At 56.1% G+C, this 17,773-nt stretch carries 16 protein-coding genes; 6 read left to right on the plus strand and 10 right to left on the minus strand.

What is annotated here, in order from left to right; translation table 11 throughout:
- Positions 1 to 12 precede the first annotated feature (12 nt).
- Together chiQ and KAJ71_RS06315 are read left to right on the plus strand one after the other, a co-directional pair.
- Positions 13 to 339 (plus strand): ChiQ/YbfN family lipoprotein, encoded by a 327-nt coding sequence (chiQ, locus tag KAJ71_RS06310; protein WP_248944928.1) that lies wholly within the window; start codon positions 13 to 15, stop codon positions 337 to 339.
- Positions 340 to 357: 18 nt separating this feature from the next.
- Positions 358 to 3,021, plus strand: a complete 2,664-nt coding sequence (locus tag KAJ71_RS06315) for a beta-N-acetylhexosaminidase (protein ID WP_248944929.1) — start codon at positions 358 to 360, stop codon at positions 3,019 to 3,021.
- 185 nt (positions 3,022 to 3,206) lie between these two features.
- On the opposite strand, the gene fur is transcribed toward KAJ71_RS06315, so the two are convergent.
- The 4 genes from fur to ybfF all read right to left on the minus strand — a co-directional run bounded on the left by fur (position 3,207) and on the right by ybfF (position 6,026).
- Entirely contained in the window at positions 3,207 to 3,653 is a 447-nt protein-coding gene (gene fur / locus KAJ71_RS06320) for a ferric iron uptake transcriptional regulator (RefSeq protein ID WP_021805300.1), read from the minus strand.
- Between the two features lie 324 nt (positions 3,654 to 3,977).
- Positions 3,978 to 4,517, minus strand: coding sequence for a flavodoxin FldA (gene fldA, locus KAJ71_RS06325; RefSeq protein WP_248944930.1), 540 nt, complete (start codon positions 4,515 to 4,517; stop codon positions 3,978 to 3,980).
- Between the two features lie 203 nt (positions 4,518 to 4,720).
- Positions 4,721 to 5,008 (minus strand): LexA regulated protein, encoded by a 288-nt coding sequence (gene ybfE, locus KAJ71_RS06330; protein WP_021805298.1) that lies wholly within the window; start codon positions 5,006 to 5,008, stop codon positions 4,721 to 4,723.
- A gap of 247 nt (positions 5,009 to 5,255) precedes the next feature.
- Entirely contained in the window at positions 5,256 to 6,026 is a 771-nt protein-coding gene (ybfF, locus tag KAJ71_RS06335) for an esterase (RefSeq protein ID WP_248944932.1), read from the minus strand.
- A 253-nt stretch (positions 6,027 to 6,279) separates the two neighbouring features.
- Between ybfF and seqA the strand changes: the two genes are divergently transcribed.
- The 4 genes from seqA (at position 6,280) to KAJ71_RS06355 (ending at position 9,701) form a co-directional block, all read left to right on the plus strand.
- Entirely contained in the window at positions 6,280 to 6,822 is a 543-nt protein-coding gene (gene seqA / locus KAJ71_RS06340; protein WP_248944933.1) for a replication initiation negative regulator SeqA, read from the plus strand.
- A 77-nt stretch (positions 6,823 to 6,899) separates the two neighbouring features.
- Positions 6,900 to 8,543 carry a phosphoglucomutase (alpha-D-glucose-1,6-bisphosphate-dependent) gene (gene pgm, locus KAJ71_RS06345; RefSeq protein ID WP_248944935.1) on the plus strand — a complete coding sequence of 548 codons (1,644 nt, stop codon included), beginning with the start codon at positions 6,900 to 6,902 and terminating at the stop codon, positions 8,541 to 8,543.
- 187 nt (positions 8,544 to 8,730) lie between these two features.
- Positions 8,731 to 9,393: a PadR family transcriptional regulator gene (locus KAJ71_RS06350; protein ID WP_248944975.1), complete on the plus strand. Its 663-nt coding sequence runs from the start codon at positions 8,731 to 8,733 to the stop codon at positions 9,391 to 9,393.
- Positions 9,393 to 9,701, plus strand: coding sequence for a DUF3861 domain-containing protein (locus KAJ71_RS06355; RefSeq protein ID WP_024483166.1), 309 nt, complete (start codon positions 9,393 to 9,395; stop codon positions 9,699 to 9,701). The genes KAJ71_RS06350 and KAJ71_RS06355 overlap by 1 nt, the downstream gene beginning before the upstream one ends.
- On the opposite strand, the gene kdpE is transcribed toward KAJ71_RS06355, so the two are convergent.
- From kdpE to KAJ71_RS23515, 6 genes are all read right to left on the minus strand, one after another.
- Complete coding sequence (gene kdpE / locus KAJ71_RS06360) at positions 9,698 to 10,387, minus strand: two-component system response regulator KdpE (protein WP_248944937.1); 690 nt, start codon at positions 10,385 to 10,387, stop codon at positions 9,698 to 9,700. The genes KAJ71_RS06355 and kdpE overlap by 4 nt on opposite strands.
- Before the next feature lie 18 nt (positions 10,388 to 10,405).
- Positions 10,406 to 13,099 carry a two-component system sensor histidine kinase KdpD gene (kdpD, locus tag KAJ71_RS06365; protein ID WP_248944939.1) on the minus strand — a complete coding sequence of 898 codons (2,694 nt, stop codon included), beginning with the start codon at positions 13,097 to 13,099 and terminating at the stop codon, positions 10,406 to 10,408.
- Positions 13,100 to 13,175: 76 nt separating this feature from the next.
- Positions 13,176 to 13,745, minus strand: a complete 570-nt coding sequence (kdpC, locus tag KAJ71_RS06370) for a potassium-transporting ATPase subunit KdpC (protein WP_248944976.1) — start codon at positions 13,743 to 13,745, stop codon at positions 13,176 to 13,178.
- A 146-nt stretch (positions 13,746 to 13,891) separates the two neighbouring features.
- On the minus strand, positions 13,892 to 15,958 hold the full coding sequence (gene kdpB, locus KAJ71_RS06375; protein ID WP_248944940.1) for a potassium-transporting ATPase subunit KdpB: 2,067 nt from the start codon (positions 15,956 to 15,958) through the stop codon (positions 13,892 to 13,894).
- Between the two features lie 25 nt (positions 15,959 to 15,983).
- Positions 15,984 to 17,672, minus strand: a complete 1,689-nt coding sequence (kdpA, locus tag KAJ71_RS06380; protein WP_248944942.1) for a potassium-transporting ATPase subunit KdpA — start codon at positions 17,670 to 17,672, stop codon at positions 15,984 to 15,986.
- The gene (locus tag KAJ71_RS23515) at positions 17,672 to 17,761 is read right to left on the minus strand and encodes a K(+)-transporting ATPase subunit F (RefSeq protein ID WP_037398280.1); all 90 of its coding nucleotides are present in this window, start codon (positions 17,759 to 17,761) and stop codon (positions 17,672 to 17,674) included. The genes kdpA and KAJ71_RS23515 overlap by 1 nt, the downstream gene beginning before the upstream one ends.
- Positions 17,762 to 17,773: the final 12 nt, after the last annotated feature.

The raw sequence follows: 17,773 nt of genomic DNA on the forward strand, positions 1-17,773 counted from the left end.
AGGACTTTAACCATGAAAAAACAGATGCTGATTATCGCTGCGGTTGCCGGGCTTAGCGCCTGCTCTCAATCGGCCGCGCCACCGGAAGATGTCAAGCTGCGCCAGGCCTACAGCGCCTGTATCAATACCGCAGAAGGTTCACCAGAGAAATTGCAGGCCTGCCAGGCGGTGCTGAACGTGTTGAAGCAAGAGAAACAGCACCAACAGTTCACTGAGCAGGAAACCGTGCGGGTGCTGGATTACCAAAGCTGCATCCAGGCCGCCCATACCGGCAATGGCCAGGCGTATGACGCCAAATGCGGCAAGATTTGGAAAGAAATTCGCGCTAACAACAACTGATTACGCAAGAGGTTGCAGATGAACAAGTTTAAGATGAGTGCTCTCGCCGCCCTGACGGCTACCGTTGGGCTATTGGGTAGCGTAGGTTCTGCCATGGCCAGCCAGCAGGTGGTTGACCAACTCAGCCAGTTGCAGGTCAATCTGAAGATGTTGGACAACCGTGCCGCTGAGAACGGCGTGGACTGTGCCAAGCTGGGTGCCGACTGGGCGTCCTGCCACAAGGTGTTGATCACCTTGACCAATGGCAATCAGGAAATCAAAGATAAAGACTGGGCGATCTATTTCCACAGCCCGCGCCAAACGTTGAAGGTCGATAACGACCAGTTCAAAATCACCCACATTACCGGCGATCTGTATAAGCTGGAACCGACGGACAAATTCACCAGCTTCCCGGCCAATCAGGCGGTGGAAATCCCGATTATTGCAGAATACTGGCAGCTGTTCCGTACCGACTTCCTGCCGCGCTGGTATGCCACTTCCGGCGATGCTCAGCCGAAGATCCTGTCGAATACCGATACCGACGATATTAACCAGTTTGTGGCTCCGTTCACCGGTGACCAGTGGAAGCGTACCAAGGATGACAACAACATTCTGATGGTGCCGGAAAGCCGCTTCACCAAGAACCAGGATCTGAAAGTATTGCCGATGGCATCGCTGCGTGGGCAAATCATCCCAACCCCGATGGACGTTAAAGTCCATGCGAAGGATATCGACCTGAGCAAAGGCGTGGCGCTGGAACTGAGCGCGTTAACCAAGCCAGCGGCAGATGCAGCAGCTGAGCGTTTTGCACTGCTGGGCATTGAGAGCCAGGCGAGCGGTTATCCGATCAAGACGGATATCAAGCCAGCTGCATTCAAAGGCGATCAGGCCGTTTCAGGTGCCTACCAGTTGAAGATTGGCGAGAAAGGTGCCGAGATCGTCGGTTTCGATCAGACTGGGGTGTTCTATGGTCTGCAATCTATCCTGTCGCTAATCCCTTCGGATGGCAGCAAGAAGATCGCCACGCTGGATGCCAAAGATGCACCGCGCTTCCAATACCGCGGCATCTTCCTGGACGTAGCACGTAACTTCCACCACAAAGACGCCGTATTGCGCCTGCTGGATCAAATGGCAGCCTACAAGCTGAACAAATTCCACTTCCACCTGACGGATGACGAAGGTTGGCGCATTGAGATCCCTGGTCTGCCAGAGTTGACCGAAGTGGGCGGCCAGCGTTGTCATGATCTGAGTGAAACCACCTGCCTGATGCCACAATACGGCTCTGGCCCGGCACCGCACGGTGGCTTCTTCTCCCGTCAGGACTATATCGACATCGTTAAATATGCTCAGGCGCGCCAAATTGAAGTGATCCCTGAGATCGACATGCCAGCGCACGCCCGTGCGGCGATTATTTCCATGGAAGCTCGCTACAAGAAACTGCTTGCCGAAGGGAAAGAGAAAGAGGCCAACGAGTTCCGCCTGGTGGATCCGACCGATACCTCCAATACCACCTCGGTGCAGTACTTCAACCGCCAGAGCTACCTGAACCCATGCCTGGATTCTTCCAAGAACTTCGTGGATAAAGTGATTGGTGAAGTGGCCCAGATGCACAAAGAGGCTGGTCAGCCGCTGAAAACCTGGCACTTTGGTGGGGATGAAGCGAAGAACATCCGTCTGGGCGCTGGCTATACCGACGTGAAAAACCCGGAAGCGGGCAAGGGTATCCTCGATCTGAGCAAAGAAGACAAGCCGTGGGCCAAGTCGCAGGTTTGTCAGGCCATCATCAAAGACGGCAAAGTGGCAGACATGGAACACTTGCCAAGTTACTTCGGTCTGGAAGTCAGCCAATTGGTGAAAGCGCACGGCATTGACAGAATGCAGGCGTGGCAGGACGGCCTGAAAGATGCCAAAGACTCGAAGGCTTTCGCGACCAAGCATGTGGCGGTGAACTTCTGGGATACCTTGTACTGGGGCGGTTTCGACTCGGCTAACGACTGGGCGAACAAGGGTTATGACGTGGTGATCTCTAACCCGGACTATGTCTATATGGACTTCCCATACGAAGTCAGCCCGGACGAACACGGTTACTACTGGGGCACCCGCTTCAGCGACGAGCAGAAGATCTTCAGCTTTGCGCCAAACAACCTGCCGCAGAACGCCGAAACCTCGGTGGATCGCGATGGTAACCACTTCACCGCCAAAAGCGACAAACCATGGCCGGGCGCATATGGTCTTTCCGCCCAACTGTGGAGCGAAGTGGTGCGTACTGATCAGCAAATGGAATACATGATTTATCCACGCGCAGTGTCGTTAGCAGAACGTGCATGGCACCGTGCCAGCTGGGAGCAGGATTATAAAGCTGGCCGTGAGTACAAAGGTGGCGAAACCCATCAGGTCGACACCAAAACCCTGGATCAGGACTGGCTGCGCTTTGCCAACCTGATTGGGCAACGTGAGCTGGCCAAGATGGATAAAGCGGGCGTGAGTTATCGCCTGCCGGTACCTGGTGCGCGTATCGTCGGTGGCAAGCTGGAGGCGAATATTTCGCTGCCAGGTTTGGGGATTGAATATTCTACCGACGGCGGCAAACAGTGGCAGCGTTATGACGATAAAGCGCGCCCTGCGGTGGCGGGTGAGGTGCAAATCCGTGCGATTAGCCCGGATGGCAAACGCTTCAGCCGTGCCGAACCCGTGAAGGCGTAAGTGAGAGATCGGCCCATCTGCGTGTCGGTAGGTGGGCTGAGGTAGTGCGAAGTACGGGAGAACTGCAATTGTGTTGTTTAGTCGATAATTTTTTCCCCGGGCCTGTCCGGGGATTTTTTTGTCTGTCATTTAGGCATAAAAAAACCGCCATATATAGGCGGTTTTTGTGCTCTGGCAGGCCAGAATCAGTTCTTGTTGTGCAGCGTTTCGTTCTCGCGGCAATCACCGGTTTCACAGTGGCCGTACAGGTACAGGCTGTGGTTGGTGAGCTTGATTCCGTGTTGCTTGGCGATATCGCGCTGACGCACTTCGATGGATTCGTCGCTGAACTCGATCACTTTGCCACAGTCCAGGCAAATCAGGTGATCGTGGTGGTGTTGCTGAGTCAGTTCGAAAACCGACTTGCCACCTTCAAAATTGTGGCGGGTCACAATACCTGCGTCGTCAAACTGGTTCAGCACGCGGTATACCGTGGCCAGGCCAATTTCTTCGCCCATATCTATCAGTTTTTTGTACAGATCTTCCGCACTGACGTGATGGCATGCCGGATCCTGCAATACTTCCAGGATTTTGAGTCGCGGAAGAGTGACTTTTAAGCCAGCCTTCTTCAATGCGGAGTTGTTATCAGTCATGCGGATTCAGTCCTGTTACTATGCTAATCAAGTTGAGGCGTTCTCGCCTATGGCATCGGTTGGCACAAAGCATTAATTGCGTCTCATTATAGAGCCGGTTGCCGTAAATAGAAACAGCCAGTTGTTAACAAACATATCTTTGCGCTGTTGCATGGCAATCATGCAAAGCCTTGATGGGGGGGATAAACCGATGTTTCAGTCTACCGTGGCGAGGTAGGAAGTTACAAACTTGTAGCTTCTATTGCTCTAATCCGTGATACCGATAACAGAAGGGCGCGCTCTACGGCGCCCTTACTATGTGCTACGTATCCGCCGGGGCAGAGCTTAGCCGACGATCTCGGCCAGGCTCAGCTCTTCACTGATTTGCTTGACCCAGGCGTCTACACGTTCGTTGGTCAGCTCAGGTTGACGATCTTCGTCAATGGCCAACCCGATAAAGTGGTCGTCGTCTGCCAGGCCCTTGGAGGCTTCGAAATGGTAGCCTTTGGTTGGCCAGTAGCCGACGATGGCCGCACCGCGTGGTTCAATGATGTCGCGGATGGTGCCCATCGCATCGCAGAAATATTCCGCGTAGTCTTCCTGATCGCCACAGCCAAACAGCGCCACCAGCTTGCCGTTAAAGTCGATATCTTCCAACGTCGGGAAGAAGTCATCCCAGTCGCACTGTGCTTCGCCATAGTACCAGGTTGGGATACCGAGCAGCAGGATATCAAACGCTGCCAGATCTTCTTTGCTGCTTTTGGCGATGTCGTGGATTTCAGCCACGTCGTTGCCGAATTTTTGCTGAAGCGTCTTTTGGATCATCTTGGCAATGTTTTCGGTATTGCCAGTGTCGCTGCCAAAGAAAATGCCTACATGAGCCATAGTAAAGATAACCTTTTAATTCAAATGAATGTGTTGCGTAAACGCGGCTTGAGGCGCTGCCAAGGGCAGGCTTGCTCAGCCGTAAATGCGTATCATGCCAGAAATTTGCCCTGAGGTTTTATCGCGTTTATGCGATACCTCTGCGGAGGTGGAACCGATCTGGCGTCATCCTTAACGCCGTGCCGCGCGTGCGGCAGCAGAGATCAGTGTTCTGGCTGTTCTTCTGCCAGTTGGGCCAACAGCATTTGCTCGATCAATTCGCTGCGGCTGATATTGCGCTGGTCGGCCAGTTTGTTCAGAGCATCTACCGCGTCTGCGTTGATTTTCAGCTCCACACGCCGTAATCCACGCACTTTGTCCCGTCGTAGCTGATTGCGCTTATTAATTCTAAGCTGTTCATCACGGGAAAGCGGGTTGGTTTTCGGGCGCCCTGGACGGCGTTCATCTGCGAACAGATCCAGCGTCGTGCGATCCGTTTGTTCTTTTGCCATTGTTGCGCTACTGCAAGGGAGTTTGCATCAAAAAGCGGTTTACGCTTCCAGACGGTTCGATTTACACAATTCGGGCCAATAAACCCTAACCCAAATTCACCCCCAGCCAAACGCAGGTTCACGCCTGGACAGGGTGGCAAAATTATAGCGCGCCATATTACCCCAGCAGATGGAGCGACGACAATGCCTAACTTAGCCACAAACGCGCTAAGCCATTCACTCTAGCGCGTTTTTTCGCCACTTAAGCTCACGACTGGTCAATAAAGCGGTGGATTGCCCGTAATACGGCGTCCGGTTTCTCCGCATGGACCCAGTGGCCGCAGCCTGCAACCACATAGGCGCGAGCCTGCGGGAACTGGCGAGCGATGTCATCGCGGTAGCTATCCTGTACGTAAGGTGAGAGGCCACCACGGATAAACAGCGTTGGGTGCGGCCAGGGCGGAACTTCCTGCCAGCCGATAATGTTCTCGTATTGTTCGATCAATACCGGCAGGTTGAATCGCCAGCTGCCAGCATGGAAAGATTTCAACAGAAACTGGATCACGCCTTCTTCATCCAGCGTGGCCCGCATTAACTGTGCAGCCTGCTGACGCTGGGTGATACCCGCATCGGTAACGGCTTGCAGTGCGGTAAAGATCTGGTCATGGCGGCGAGTGTCGTAATCCACCGGGGCGATATCGATCGCCACCAGCCGCTCAATCCGCTCCGGGGCTAGCGCGGTTAAGGCCATCGCCGCTTTGCCGCCCATCGAGTGGCCGATCACGATGGCTTTTGCTATCTGCAAGTCGTCTAACAGCGTCAACAGATCCTGCGCCATCGCCGGGTAGGTCATCTCTGCCGCGCGTGGTGACAGCCCGTGATTGCGCAGATCGACCTTGATCACCGTATGCTGTTGGTTCAGGTCGCGCGCCAGCACGCCCAGGTTATCCAGATTGCCAAACAGACCGTGGATCAACACGATCGGTAAGCTCGCTGGCGTGGCAGCCTCTGCGGCCAGTAATTGATAATGTAATTTCATGGTGATGTTCGTGATCTTGAGATAATGAGTTAGGTTAACATGGCTAGAGAGATTATTGGTTTGTTCGCAGAATTTTGCCGATATTTCATGGTATGGTGAGGGGTTGGCGGCCAAGGCGGTTGGCTAAAGTCTGCTTTTGCCGTTTGGGAGAACATTGTAGTGTTCGCACCCGCGCTTTTAACCTTATAATCCCATGGCTTGAATGCACCAATTGGCTTCAGGTTCATAAGTAGAAAAAACGTACTGGATAAAGATGAAAACTATTGAAGTCGACGAAGAACTTTACCGCTATATTGCCAGCCACACGCAACATATCGGTGAAAGCGCGTCTGATATTTTACGGCGTATGTTGAAGTTTACCGCAGGCCAGCCTGTACGAACGGCCCCTGTGGTTGCCAGTGGCCAGGCAGAGCCGTCAGTGGCAGCCATTGCCGTTCAGCGGCCGCGTGATCGCGTGCGTGCGGTGCGCGAGTTGCTGCTGTCGGACGAATATGCCGAACAGAACAAAGCTGTAAATCGTTTTATGCTGGTACTTTCCACCTTGTACACCCTCGATGCGGCGGGCTTTGCCGCGGCAACGGATTCGTTGCATGGCCGTACCCGTACCTATTTTGCTGGCGATCAGCAAACGCTGCTGGCCAATGGGAACCATACCAAGCCCAAGCACGTGCCAGGTACGCCTTACTGGGTGATCACCAATACCAACACTGGCCGCAAACGCAGCATGATCGAACACATCATGCAGGCCATGCAGTTCCCGGCGGAACTGATCGAGAAAGTTTGCGGCACCGTCTAATTTAGCGAACAGCCCGTCACGGTGGCCGTATGCGACTCATTGCCCGGCCACGGTACTGGCATTTTAGGGAGTAGTCGATGGCGAATGACCCACGTGCCGGGCAACCCGCTCAGCAAAGTGATTTGATCAATGTAGCCCAGCTGACGTCGCAGTATTATGTGCTGCAACCAGAGGCCGGTAATGCCGCTCACGCGGTGAAATTCGGTACCTCAGGGCATCGTGGCAGTGCGCTGCGTCAGAGCTTTAACGAAGCACATATCCTGGCTATCGCTCAGGCCATTGCCGAAGTGCGTCGTCAACAGGGCACCACTGGCCCTTGCTATGTGGGTAAAGACACCCATGCGCTGTCCGAACCCGCCTTTATTTCCGTTCTGGAAGTGCTGACCGCCAACGGTGTTGACGTGGTGGTGCAGGAAAACAACGGCTTTACGCCAACGCCTGCCGTGTCACACGCTATCTTGTGCTTCAACCGCAAGGGGGGCGCACAGGCAGATGGCATCGTGATTACGCCTTCGCATAACCCACCTGAAGACGGCGGTATCAAATATAACCCGCCAAACGGTGGCCCAGCCGATACCAACCTGACTTCCGTGATTGAAAAGCGTGCCAACGAACTGCTGAGCCTCAAGCTGCAGGGCGTGCAGCGTCAATCGCTGGATAAAGCCTGGAACGGCGGCCATCTCCATGCGCAAGATCTGGTGCAGCCTTACGTGGAAGGGCTGGTGGATATCGTCGATATGCCTGCCATTCAGCGTGCGGGCCTGAAACTGGGCGTTGACCCGCTTGGCGGTTCCGGGATTGCCTACTGGCAGCGCATTGCCGAGCACTATAAGCTGGATCTGACGCTGGTGAATGATTCCATCGATCAGACCTTCCGCTTTATGCACCTCGACCATGACGGCATCATCCGTATGGACTGCTCGTCAGAATCGGCAATGGCTGGTCTGCTGGCCCTGCGTGACAAGTTCGATCTGGCGTTTGCCAATGATCCTGACTATGACCGCCACGGTATCGTCACGCCTGCGGGTCTGATGAACCCGAATCACTACCTGGCCGTTGCCATCAATTATCTGTTCCAGCATCGCCCGCAATGGGGCACCAACGTTGCCGTGGGTAAAACGCTGGTTTCCAGCGCGATGATCGACCGCGTAGTAACCGATCTAGGCCGCAAGCTGGTGGAAGTGCCGGTTGGTTTCAAATGGTTTGTTGACGGCCTGTTCGACGGCAGCTTCGGCTTCGGCGGCGAAGAGAGCGCCGGGGCTTCATTCCTGCGCTTCGACGGCACGCCTTGGTCTACCGACAAAGACGGCATCATCATGTGCCTGCTGGCGGCAGAGATCACTGCGGTCACCGGTGAAAACCCGCAGCATCATTATAACGATCTGGCCAAACGCTTCGGTGCGCCAAGCTACAACCGTATTCAGGCTCCGGCAACCTCCGCACAGAAAGCGGCGCTGTCCAAGCTGTCACCGGAAATGGTGAAGGCTAGCACCCTAGCGGGCGATCCAATCACCGCGCGTTTGACGGCAGCTCCGGGTAACGGTGCTTCTATCGGCGGCCTGAAAGTGATGACTGACAACGGTTGGTTTGCCGCTCGTCCTTCGGGCACCGAAGAGGCCTACAAGATCTACTGTGAAAGCTTTCTGGGTGCCGAGCACCGCGAGAAGATCGAACATGAAGCGGTCGAGATCGTCAGCGAAGTGTTAGCTTCAGCCAAGTAATCTCTCCCTAACTAATGAAAATGCGCTGTTTTTACAGCGCTTTTTTATGCCTGCAATTTAGATATATCTAATTTCAGGTTACCTCTTGCACATTTAGATATATCGATCTAGATTAGAGCCATCGACAGGTTTAGATATATCTAAATGCGTCGATAGCCGTATCATCAATCAAGAGGTAACAACTATGATGTTTAATCGATTTGCACGTAACCACTCACACGGTCACCACGACCATGATGAACAGCGGGAAGAAGGGCATTGCCACCATCGCCGTGGCGGCCGTCACCATTTTGCTGGCCGTGGAGAACATGGTCGCGGTGGTGAAGAACATGGCCGTGGCGGGCGTGGGCGTCATCGCCTGTTTGAGCACGGGGATCTGCGTTTGGTGCTGCTGGCGCTGGTAGAGCGTAAACCTAGCCACGGCTACGAGCTGATCAAGGCGATCGAAGAGGCTTCTTCCGGCCTGTATGTACCAAGCCCTGGTGTGATTTACCCAACCCTCACGCTGTTGGAAGAGCAAGACTTCCTGGAACCGGCGGTGGCTGGCAATGGCCGTAAGAGCTACCAAATTACCGAACTCGGCAAGCAGGAGCTGCAAAAGCATCAGGCGGCCATCGAAGTGATTTTTGCCCGTCTGGCTGGCGCTGGGCGTGACCATCGCCATGAAGGGAATCTGGCCGAAGGGATCTCCGAAGTGATGCATCGCCTGCGCTATCTGCTGCGCGGCAACATGATGCGTGCGGATTTGTCTCAGGAGCAGGTCGGGCGTATCAATCAGGCACTGTTGACCGCCGTAGAGGCTATCGAAGCCGAAATGGGTCAGCCAAAACAGCCGCAGGAGGATAACTGATGCCAGGCCACCGTTTCCGCATTACCGTAGAAGCCTTGACCGATCGCAAAGGCGAACCCGTCGACAAGCCGGAGTTGGTGTTTGAGGTAGAAAATCACGACGATATTCTGGCCATTGTTGAACGCATTCAAGGGCGAGAAGATCTGAACTTTGGCGAACAAAACAGCGCGGCGTTTGCCGTCGGGCTGAAGCTGTTCTCCGAAGTGATGATAGAAAACCGCAAGCATCCGCTGTTTGAGCCACTGCGTGACTCGTTTAAGGAGTTCATGATCGGACTGAAGAAAGGGCCAACATCGTCGCAGGATTAAGGCATAAACCGATAGCCGACGCCGGTCTCAGTGAGCAAATGTCTGGGCCGCGCCGGATCGGCTTCCAGCTTTTGCCGCAGATGGCCCATATAGATGCGCAGGTAGTGGCTGTGTTCGACGTAATTGGGTCCCCAGACGTGGCTGAGTAACTGCCGCTGGGTGATCACCTTCCCGGAGTTGGCTAACAGCTCGGACAGCAAACGAAATTCGATGGGCGTCAGATGCAGATCTTCACCGTTACGTAATACGCTACGGTTGATCAGATCGACGGTGATATCGGAGAAGCTGATCAACGGGCTTTCCTGTTGGCTATTGGCGTGGCGGCGCAGCGCAACCCGCACCCGAGCCAGCAGTTCACCAATGCCGAACGGCTTGCTGAGATAGTCATCGGCTCCCGCATCCAGCGCGGCAATCTTGTCCTCTTCGGCATGGCGTGCGGAAAGGACGATCACTGGCACGGCGCTCCATTGGCGCAGATCGCGAATGTAGTCCAATCCGTCGCCATCGGGCAACCCTAAATCGAGAATGATCAGATCCGGTTTGCGCGTGCCAGCCTCTATCAGCCCACGCTGCAACGTTTCACTTTCAAACACCCGTAACCCTTCGCTCTCCAGCGCGGTGCGCACGAAGCGGCGGATCTCTTTCTCGTCTTCCACAATCAGAATGTTAGTCGGTGATGTGGTCACGGGGCCTCTACTCTTGGGTTACAAGTCAAAATCTGCTCCATCCAGTTCGGGTGGCTTTTCCAACGGCAGCATAAAGTGGAAACTGGCTCCGCCTTCGGCGCGGTTCTCCGCCCAGATGCGGCCGCCGTGTACTTCAATAATGGCACGACAAATCGCTAATCCCAAGCCAACGCCGGGGATTGCCGACTCTTTATTGCCACGGGAGAACTTGTCAAATATCAGCTGGGTCTGTTCCTCTGGGATACCAGGGCCATTATCCCAAACTTCTACTTCCAGCCACTCCGGCAGCGCGTGGGCGCGGATCCCGATGATAGCATCGGCACCAGCATATTTATTGGCATTTTCCACCAGGTTGGTGAAGACTCGCTCTAACAGGCTACCGTCGCAGTTGATCAACACCATTTCTGGCGGCAGCTCCACCTTGATCTCGTGCAATACCAGCAGCGGTTCCAGCATATGCAGCGATGCCCCGACGATCTCTTCCAGCGATTGCCACTCTTTGCGCAGGTTGAAGCCGCCAGATTGGATGCGAGCCATATCCAGCAGATTGTTCACCAGGCGGGTGGTACTGAGCACCTGCTGGCGGATTTGGCTGGCCTGTGGGGCGTGGCTGGAGCCTTCGGTTGCCAGATCCAGCGTCAGGATCTCTGCCTGACCAAACAGTACGGTAAGCGGAGTACGCAGGTCGTGAGAGAGGGCGGCCAGCAGCGAGTTACGTAGCTGTTCGCGTTCGGCATCCAGCTTGGCCTCTTCGGCACTGCGGGCCAGATGCAGACGTTCCAGCGCGTTGGCGATCAGTACCGCAAAGGTCTGTAACAGCCGTTGTTGTTCCGGCACCATCAACTGGCGCAGGTTGTTCGGCTCAATCGCCAGCAGGCCAAAGGTCTGTTTGGAGGTGCTGAGTGGCAGCAGCTGATAAGGAACGCCGGGCAGGGTGTCGGTACCGGCCCCGGCGGGTAAACCTTTGCCATAGCTCCAGCGGGCGATGGCTTCGTCTACCGACAGCAGGCCGCCTTCTTCACCCACCATCTGTTTTAAAGCGCCATCTTCCTGCGGCAACAGCAGTACGGTTTTAGCCTGGAAACTGCTGGAGATAAAATGACGGCTGGTCTTGGCGATGTCTTCCTTACTCAATGCCTGGCTAAGACCACGGGACATCTCATACAAATGGCGCGCCCGTTGTTCGCGATAGCGTGCCACCCGTGCCTGATAACGCACCCCGGCGGTCAGATTACCAATGGTGATACCGACGATTAGCATCACGGCAAAGGTCAGTAAATATTGCATGTCGCTGACGGCGAACGACCATTCGGGCTGTACAAAGAACAAATCGAAGCTGGCGACGTTGATCACCGCAGCCAATACCGAAGGCCAGCGGCCAAAGAACAGGGCGACAAGTGCCACGCCCAGCAGGTAAACCATCACCAGGTTGGCCGAATCAATGCCTGGCAGCAGCCATTGCGACAGCAGCGTGATGATGGCGCATAAAACGACGGCAACGGCGCAGCCCCGCAGCTGGAAACGCCATTTTTCACTAAAGGCTCGGTTATCGTGCTCTTTTATCTGCGGCTGCGGCGTATCGTTTTCCAGCGCGACAATCACCAGATCGAGATCCGGCCCAAGCTGCCCAAGGCGGTCGGCAAAGCTGCCGCGCAGCTTCCAGCGCTGTTCGCCACGGCGGCCAATAATGATTTTGCCCAGGTTATGTTCCCGGGCATAACGTAATACCGCGCGTTCTTCTGAAGGATCGGAAAGGGTGGCGGTTTCAGCCCCTAATTCTTGTGCCAGCCGCAAGGCCCGCAGGATGGCTCGCCGTTGATTCTCCGGCAGGCGGTGCAGCTTGGGGGTTTCGACATACACGGCATGCCAGTGGCAGCCGAGGCGTGCCGCCAGCCTTGCAGCGATGCGCACCAGCTTTTCGCTACCGCTGTTATGGCCGACGCACAGCAGGATGCTGTCACGGGTATGCCAGACCTTTTCACGCCCCTGGTTATCGCGAAAGGCCCGCATCTGATCGTCAACGCGGTCGGCGGTGCGGCGAAGTGCCAGCTCACGCAGGGCGATGAGGTTTCCCTTGCGGAAGAAATGTTCGATGGCACGTTCGGCCTGGCCGGGAATATAGACCTTGCCTTCGTTGAGCCGCTGGCGCAGATCGTCAGGGGGCAAGTCAACTAACACCACTTCGGTCGCTTCGTCAAACACGTGGTCGGGCACGGTTTCCCTGACCCGCACTCCGGTGATGCCGCCGACGACGTCGTTCAGGCTTTCCAGATGCTGGACGTTAACCGTGGTCAACACATCGATACCGGCATCCAGCAGTTCATCCACATCCTGCCAGCGTTTGGGATGGCGTGAGCCTTGGGCGTTACTGTGCGCCAGCTCATCCATCAGGATCAGGGCAGGATTACGTGCCAAAGCGGCATCAAGGTCGAACTCCTGCACCTGGCGGCCGCGATGCTGGATGCGTTTTGCTGGCAGGATCGACAGCCCTTGCAGCAACGCCGCCGTTTCTTGGCGGCCGTGGGTTTCCACTACACCGATCAGCACGTCTAGCCCCTGCGCCCGTTGCCGCTGGGCCTCCTGCAACATGGCGTAGGTTTTACCTACCCCGGCACAGGCACCGAAGAAGACCTTCAGTTTGCCGCGTGGCTTTTCATTGGCGAGCGCCAGCAGGCTGTCAGGATCGGGGCGTTGCAGTTCGTCATCCACCATCAAAGTTCCTTGTTTACCCATGCAAAGCGGGTTCGGCAATGCCGAACCCTTTAATTATGTTTTATCGCGTTTGTCGTTATTTCAACGCATCCAGCGCCATATTCAACTTCAGCACGTTGACCACCGATTCCCCCATAAAGTTGGGTGTGGCGCGATCGGTGTTTTCATCAATCAGTTTGGCAATCTGTTCCTGCGGCAACTGACGAGCGTTGGCGACACGCGCTAACTGATACTTGGCGGCGGCCAGCGAAATCTGCGGATCCAAGCCACTGCCGGAAGCGGTCAGCAGATCGACCGGGATCGGCCCGCTCATCGTCGGATTAGCCTGGCGCAGCTGCGTAGCCCGCTCACCGATCGCTTTATCCAGCGCCGGGTTGGTGGCGGCCAGATTACTGCCGCCTGATGCCAGCGTATTATAAGCCGAATCGCTGGTGGCAGAAGGGCGGCCCCAGAAATAACCCGGTTGGGTAAAATTCTGACCAATCAATGCCGAGCCGACCGCTTTATCCCCTTGATAGAGCAACGAGCCGTTGGCCGCCCCGCTGAACAGCAACTGCGACAGCCCAGTGGTGAGTAATGGGTAAGCGATACCGGTGATCACCGTCAGCAGGATCAGCATAACCAGAGAAGGACGGAAATAAGACATCATAAATTCCTCGTTATACCCTTCATCTTTCAAACCGCAGCGTTGTTACCTGCGCTCACTCACCCCAGTCACTTACTGAAGTAAGCTCCTGGGGATGAATGAGCTTGTCGCCTAGCTGCAATTTGAACGCTATTGGGTATGTGTTATTAAGCTATGAGTAATGCAGTCAGCAATAGATCGATCAGTTTGATACCCACGAACGGTACCAGCAGGCCACCCACACCATACAGCCACAAGTTACGACGCAGCAGTGCGGCGGCGCTCATTGCCTTATAGCTCACCCCTTTCAACGCCAATGGGATCAGGAAGACGATCACCAGGGCGTTGAAGATCACCGCCGACATAATCGCCGAGGCGGGGGAGTGCAGTTGCATTACGTTCAGCGCATTCAGCTGCGGATAGGTTGCCGCGAAGGCCGCCGGGATAATGGCAAAGTACTTCGCTACGTCGTTGGCGATACTGAAGGTGGTCAGCGAACCGCGTGTCATCAGCATCTGCTTGCCGATATGCACCACTTCGATCAGCTTGGTCGGGTTTGAGTCCAGATCGACCATGTTGCCCGCTTCCTTGGCCGCCTGCGTCCCCGAGTTCATGGCAACCGCCACGTCGGCCTGCGCCAGTGCCGGGGCGTCGTTGGTGCCGTCGCCGGTCATCGCGACCAGGCGTCCTTCCGCCTGATACTGACGGATCAGCGCCAGTTTGGCCTCTGGCGTGGCTTCCGACAGGAAGTCATCCACACCGGCTTCGGCTGCGATGGCGGCGGCGGTCAGGCGGTTATCCCCGGTGATCATCACCGTCTTGATGCCCATCTTGCGCAGTTCGGCAAAGCGTTCTTTAATCCCGCCTTTGACGATGTCTTTCAGCGCCACTACCCCCAGCACGCGTGGCCCTTCGGCGACCACCAACGGCGTACCGCCAGTACGAGCAACGCTTTCCACCAACTCATCTACCGCGCGTGGGAAGTGACCATTGTTGGATTCGACGTGGCGGCGAATGGCGTCCACCGCCCCTTTACGGATCATCCGGTCCTGCACGTTGACGCCGCTCATGCGGGTTTGTGCAGAGAACGGTACGAAGGTGGCGTTCAACGCCTGCAAATCGCGTTCGCGCAGGTTGAAGCGCTGCTTGGCCAGCACCACGATACTGCGGCCTTCCGGCGTTTCATCGGCTAACGAAGAGAGTTGGGCGGCATCGGCCAGCTCTTGCTCTTTTACCCCGGGTGCTGGCAGGAATTCGGACGCCTGACGGTTACCGAGGGTAATAGTACCGGTCTTGTCCAACAGCAGTACGTCAACGTCACCGGCGGCCTCAACGGCGCGCCCGCTGGTGGCGATCACGTTGGCACCCAGCATACGGCTCATCCCGGCGACGCCGATAGCGGACAACAGCCCACCGATGGTGGTCGGGATCAGGCAGACTAGCAAGGCCACCAACACGGTGATTGACACTATGCTGCCGCTACCTGCGGCTTCCACGCTGTATTGTGAGTAAGGGAATAGGGTAGCGGTCGCCAGTACAAACACGATAGTCAACGCCACCAACAAAATGGTCAGTGCCACTTCGTTTGGGGTTTTACGGCGTTTAGCACCTTCTACCATCGCGATCATGCGATCGAGGAAGGTTTCGCCTGGGTTGACGCTGCACTGCACCACCAGCCAGTCGGACAGGATACGCGTCCCGCCGGTCACGGAGGAGAAGTCACCGCCGGATTCACGGATCACCGGTGCAGATTCACCAGTGATGGCGCTTTCATCAACCGAGGCGCCGCCTTCCAGCACTTCGCCATCGCAAGGGATGGTATCGCCAGCTTCCACCAGCACGATATCCCCTTTACGCAGGCTCTCGGCCGAGACTTGCTCGGTGGCGCCATCACGCTTCGGCGTGGCGAGTTTCTTCGCCCAACTGGTTTTCTTGGTGCCCTTCAGGCTTTCCGCCTGAGCCTTGCTGCGTCCTTCCGCCAGTGCCTCGGCGAAGTTGGCGAACAGCACGGTAAACCACAGCCACATAGCGATGCTGCCGGTAAAGGCCGCGCTACCTTCGGCGTTGCCTGAAAGCACCGCCAGCCAAATGGCTGAAGTCAGGATACTGCCGAGGTACACCACGAACATCACCGGGTTACGCCACTGAACGCGTGGGTCCAGCTTTTTCACCGCATCGATCAGCGCGGTACGCATCAGTGCCGGTTCAAACAGTGCGCGTTGTTTGCGAGTCATCTTGTTCTTCTCTCTGTTATGACTGTTAATTGGCCAACCACAGTTGTAAATGTTCGGCTACCGGGCCTAGTGCCAGTGCAGGAACGAAGGTCAAGGCACCTACCAGCAGGATGGTGCCGACCAGCAGGCCGATAAACAGTGGCCCGTAGGTTGGCAGCGTGCCATTGCCCGCTGGTTGGCGTTTTTTGACACACAGCGAACCCGCAATGGCCAGCACCGGTAGGATCACCCCGAAGCGGCCAACAAACATCGCAAAGGCCAGCAGCAGGTTGTAGAACGGCGTGTTGACGCTCAGACCAGCAAAGGCGCTACCGTTGTTGTTGGCGGCCGAAGAGACGGCGTACAGCACTTCACTGAAGCCATGTGCCCCTGGGTTGAGGATGCCAGCACGGCCAGCGTCGGTAGCAATTGCCAACGCGGTGCCCAGCAGTACCAAGGTCGGCGTCACCAGGATCGCCAGCGCGGTCATCTTCATGTCATAAACATCGATCTTCTTGCCGAGATATTCCGGCGTGCGGCCAATCATCAGTCCGGCGATAAATACCGTCAGCAGCACGAACAGCAGCATGCCGTACAGGCCGGAACCGACGCCGCCGAACACGACCTCGCCAATCTGCATCAGCCACATCGGCACCATGCCACCCAGCGCGGTAAAGGAGTCATGCATGGCGTTGACGGCACCGCAGGAGGCCGCAGTGGTTACCACCGAGAACATGCTGCTGGCGAGAATGCCAAAGCGGGACTCTTTACCTTCCATATTGATGTTGCTGCTACTGCCCAGTGCGCTCAGATGCGGGTTGCCAGCCAGCTCGGCGTTCATCACCACGATCACCGCAATGATGAAGATCAGCGCCATGGCCCAGATCAGCGCGTGACCCTGACGGTTTTCACCGGCCACCTGACCAAAGGCGAAGCACAGGGCGCAAGGGATTAGGAAGATCGCCAGCATCTGCACAAAGTTGGTCAATACGGTCGGGTTTTCAAACGGATGTGCCGAGTTGGCACCGAAGAAGCCCCCGCCGTTGGTGCCGAGCAACTTGATCGCTTCCTGCGAGGCCACAGGCCCCATCGGCAAGGTCTGCTGTGCCCCTTCCAGCGTGGTCACATGCAGGTAAGGCAGGAAGTTCTGCAATGTCCCCTGGCTGACGAAGAACAGCGCGATCAGTAGTGACAGCGGCAACAGCACATACAGGGTAATGCGCAGGATATCGATCCAGGCGTTACCGATAGTAGCGCTGGAACGGCGTGCAAAGGCCCGGATCAGGGCAAAGGCCACGGCGATACCGGTAGCGGCAGAAAGGAAGTTCTGTACCGCCAGCCCGGCCATCTGGCTGAGATAGCTGAGGGTGTTTTCCCCGCTGAAGGCCTGCCAGTTGGTATTGGTGACGAAGCTGACGGCGGTATTGAACGCCAGATCCCAGGATAAACCGGGGAACCCTTGCGGGTTGAGCGGTAAAGAACCCTGTGTCATCAGCAGCGCAAACAGCAGCACGATACCGAGGATATTGAACCACAGGATCGCCAGCGCGTATTGCCACCAGTTCATCTCAGCGGTGTCATTACCGCAGCAACGCCAGACGGCTGCTTCCACATGGCGCAGCACCGGTAGCGGTTCTCCCTCGATCAGGCGAGCCATAAAACTGCCCAGGGGACGAGCCAGCACCAGAAGCACCAGCATAAAGCTGGCGATCAACAAGAAGGCTGAAGCTGCCATCAGAAGTCCTCCGCATTAAACAGGGCATAAATCAGATAGCCCAACAGCAGCAGGACCAACAGCGCACCACCAATAACGCTGAAACTCACGGGACACCTCCA

This window comes from Serratia silvae (assembly GCF_023282985.1).
GTDB classification, from domain to species: domain Bacteria; phylum Pseudomonadota; class Gammaproteobacteria; order Enterobacterales; family Enterobacteriaceae; genus Chania; species Chania silvae.

Coding starts and splice junctions, on each gene's coding strand:
- chiQ (WP_248944928.1), top strand. CDS start 13: ATGAAAAAACAGATGCTGATTATCGCTGCGGTTGCCGGGCTTAGCGCC.
- KAJ71_RS06315 (WP_248944929.1), top strand. CDS start 358: ATGAACAAGTTTAAGATGAGTGCTCTCGCCGCCCTGACGGCTACCGTT.
- fur (WP_021805300.1), bottom strand. CDS start 3,653: ATGACTGATAACAACTCCGCATTGAAGAAGGCTGGCTTAAAAGTCACT.
- fldA (WP_248944930.1), bottom strand. CDS start 4,517: ATGGCTCATGTAGGCATTTTCTTTGGCAGCGACACTGGCAATACCGAA.
- ybfE (WP_021805298.1), bottom strand. CDS start 5,008: ATGGCAAAAGAACAAACGGATCGCACGACGCTGGATCTGTTCGCAGAT.
- ybfF (WP_248944932.1), bottom strand. CDS start 6,026: ATGAAATTACATTATCAATTACTGGCCGCAGAGGCTGCCACGCCAGCG.
- seqA (WP_248944933.1), top strand. CDS start 6,280: ATGAAAACTATTGAAGTCGACGAAGAACTTTACCGCTATATTGCCAGC.
- pgm (WP_248944935.1), top strand. CDS start 6,900: ATGGCGAATGACCCACGTGCCGGGCAACCCGCTCAGCAAAGTGATTTG.
- KAJ71_RS06350 (WP_248944975.1), top strand. CDS start 8,731: ATGTTTAATCGATTTGCACGTAACCACTCACACGGTCACCACGACCAT.
- KAJ71_RS06355 (WP_024483166.1), top strand. CDS start 9,393: ATGCCAGGCCACCGTTTCCGCATTACCGTAGAAGCCTTGACCGATCGC.
- kdpD (WP_248944939.1), bottom strand. CDS start 13,099: ATGGTGGATGACGAACTGCAACGCCCCGATCCTGACAGCCTGCTGGCG.
- kdpC (WP_248944976.1), bottom strand. CDS start 13,745: ATGTCTTATTTCCGTCCTTCTCTGGTTATGCTGATCCTGCTGACGGTG.
- kdpB (WP_248944940.1), bottom strand. CDS start 15,958: ATGACTCGCAAACAACGCGCACTGTTTGAACCGGCACTGATGCGTACC.
- kdpA (WP_248944942.1), bottom strand. CDS start 17,672: ATGGCAGCTTCAGCCTTCTTGTTGATCGCCAGCTTTATGCTGGTGCTT.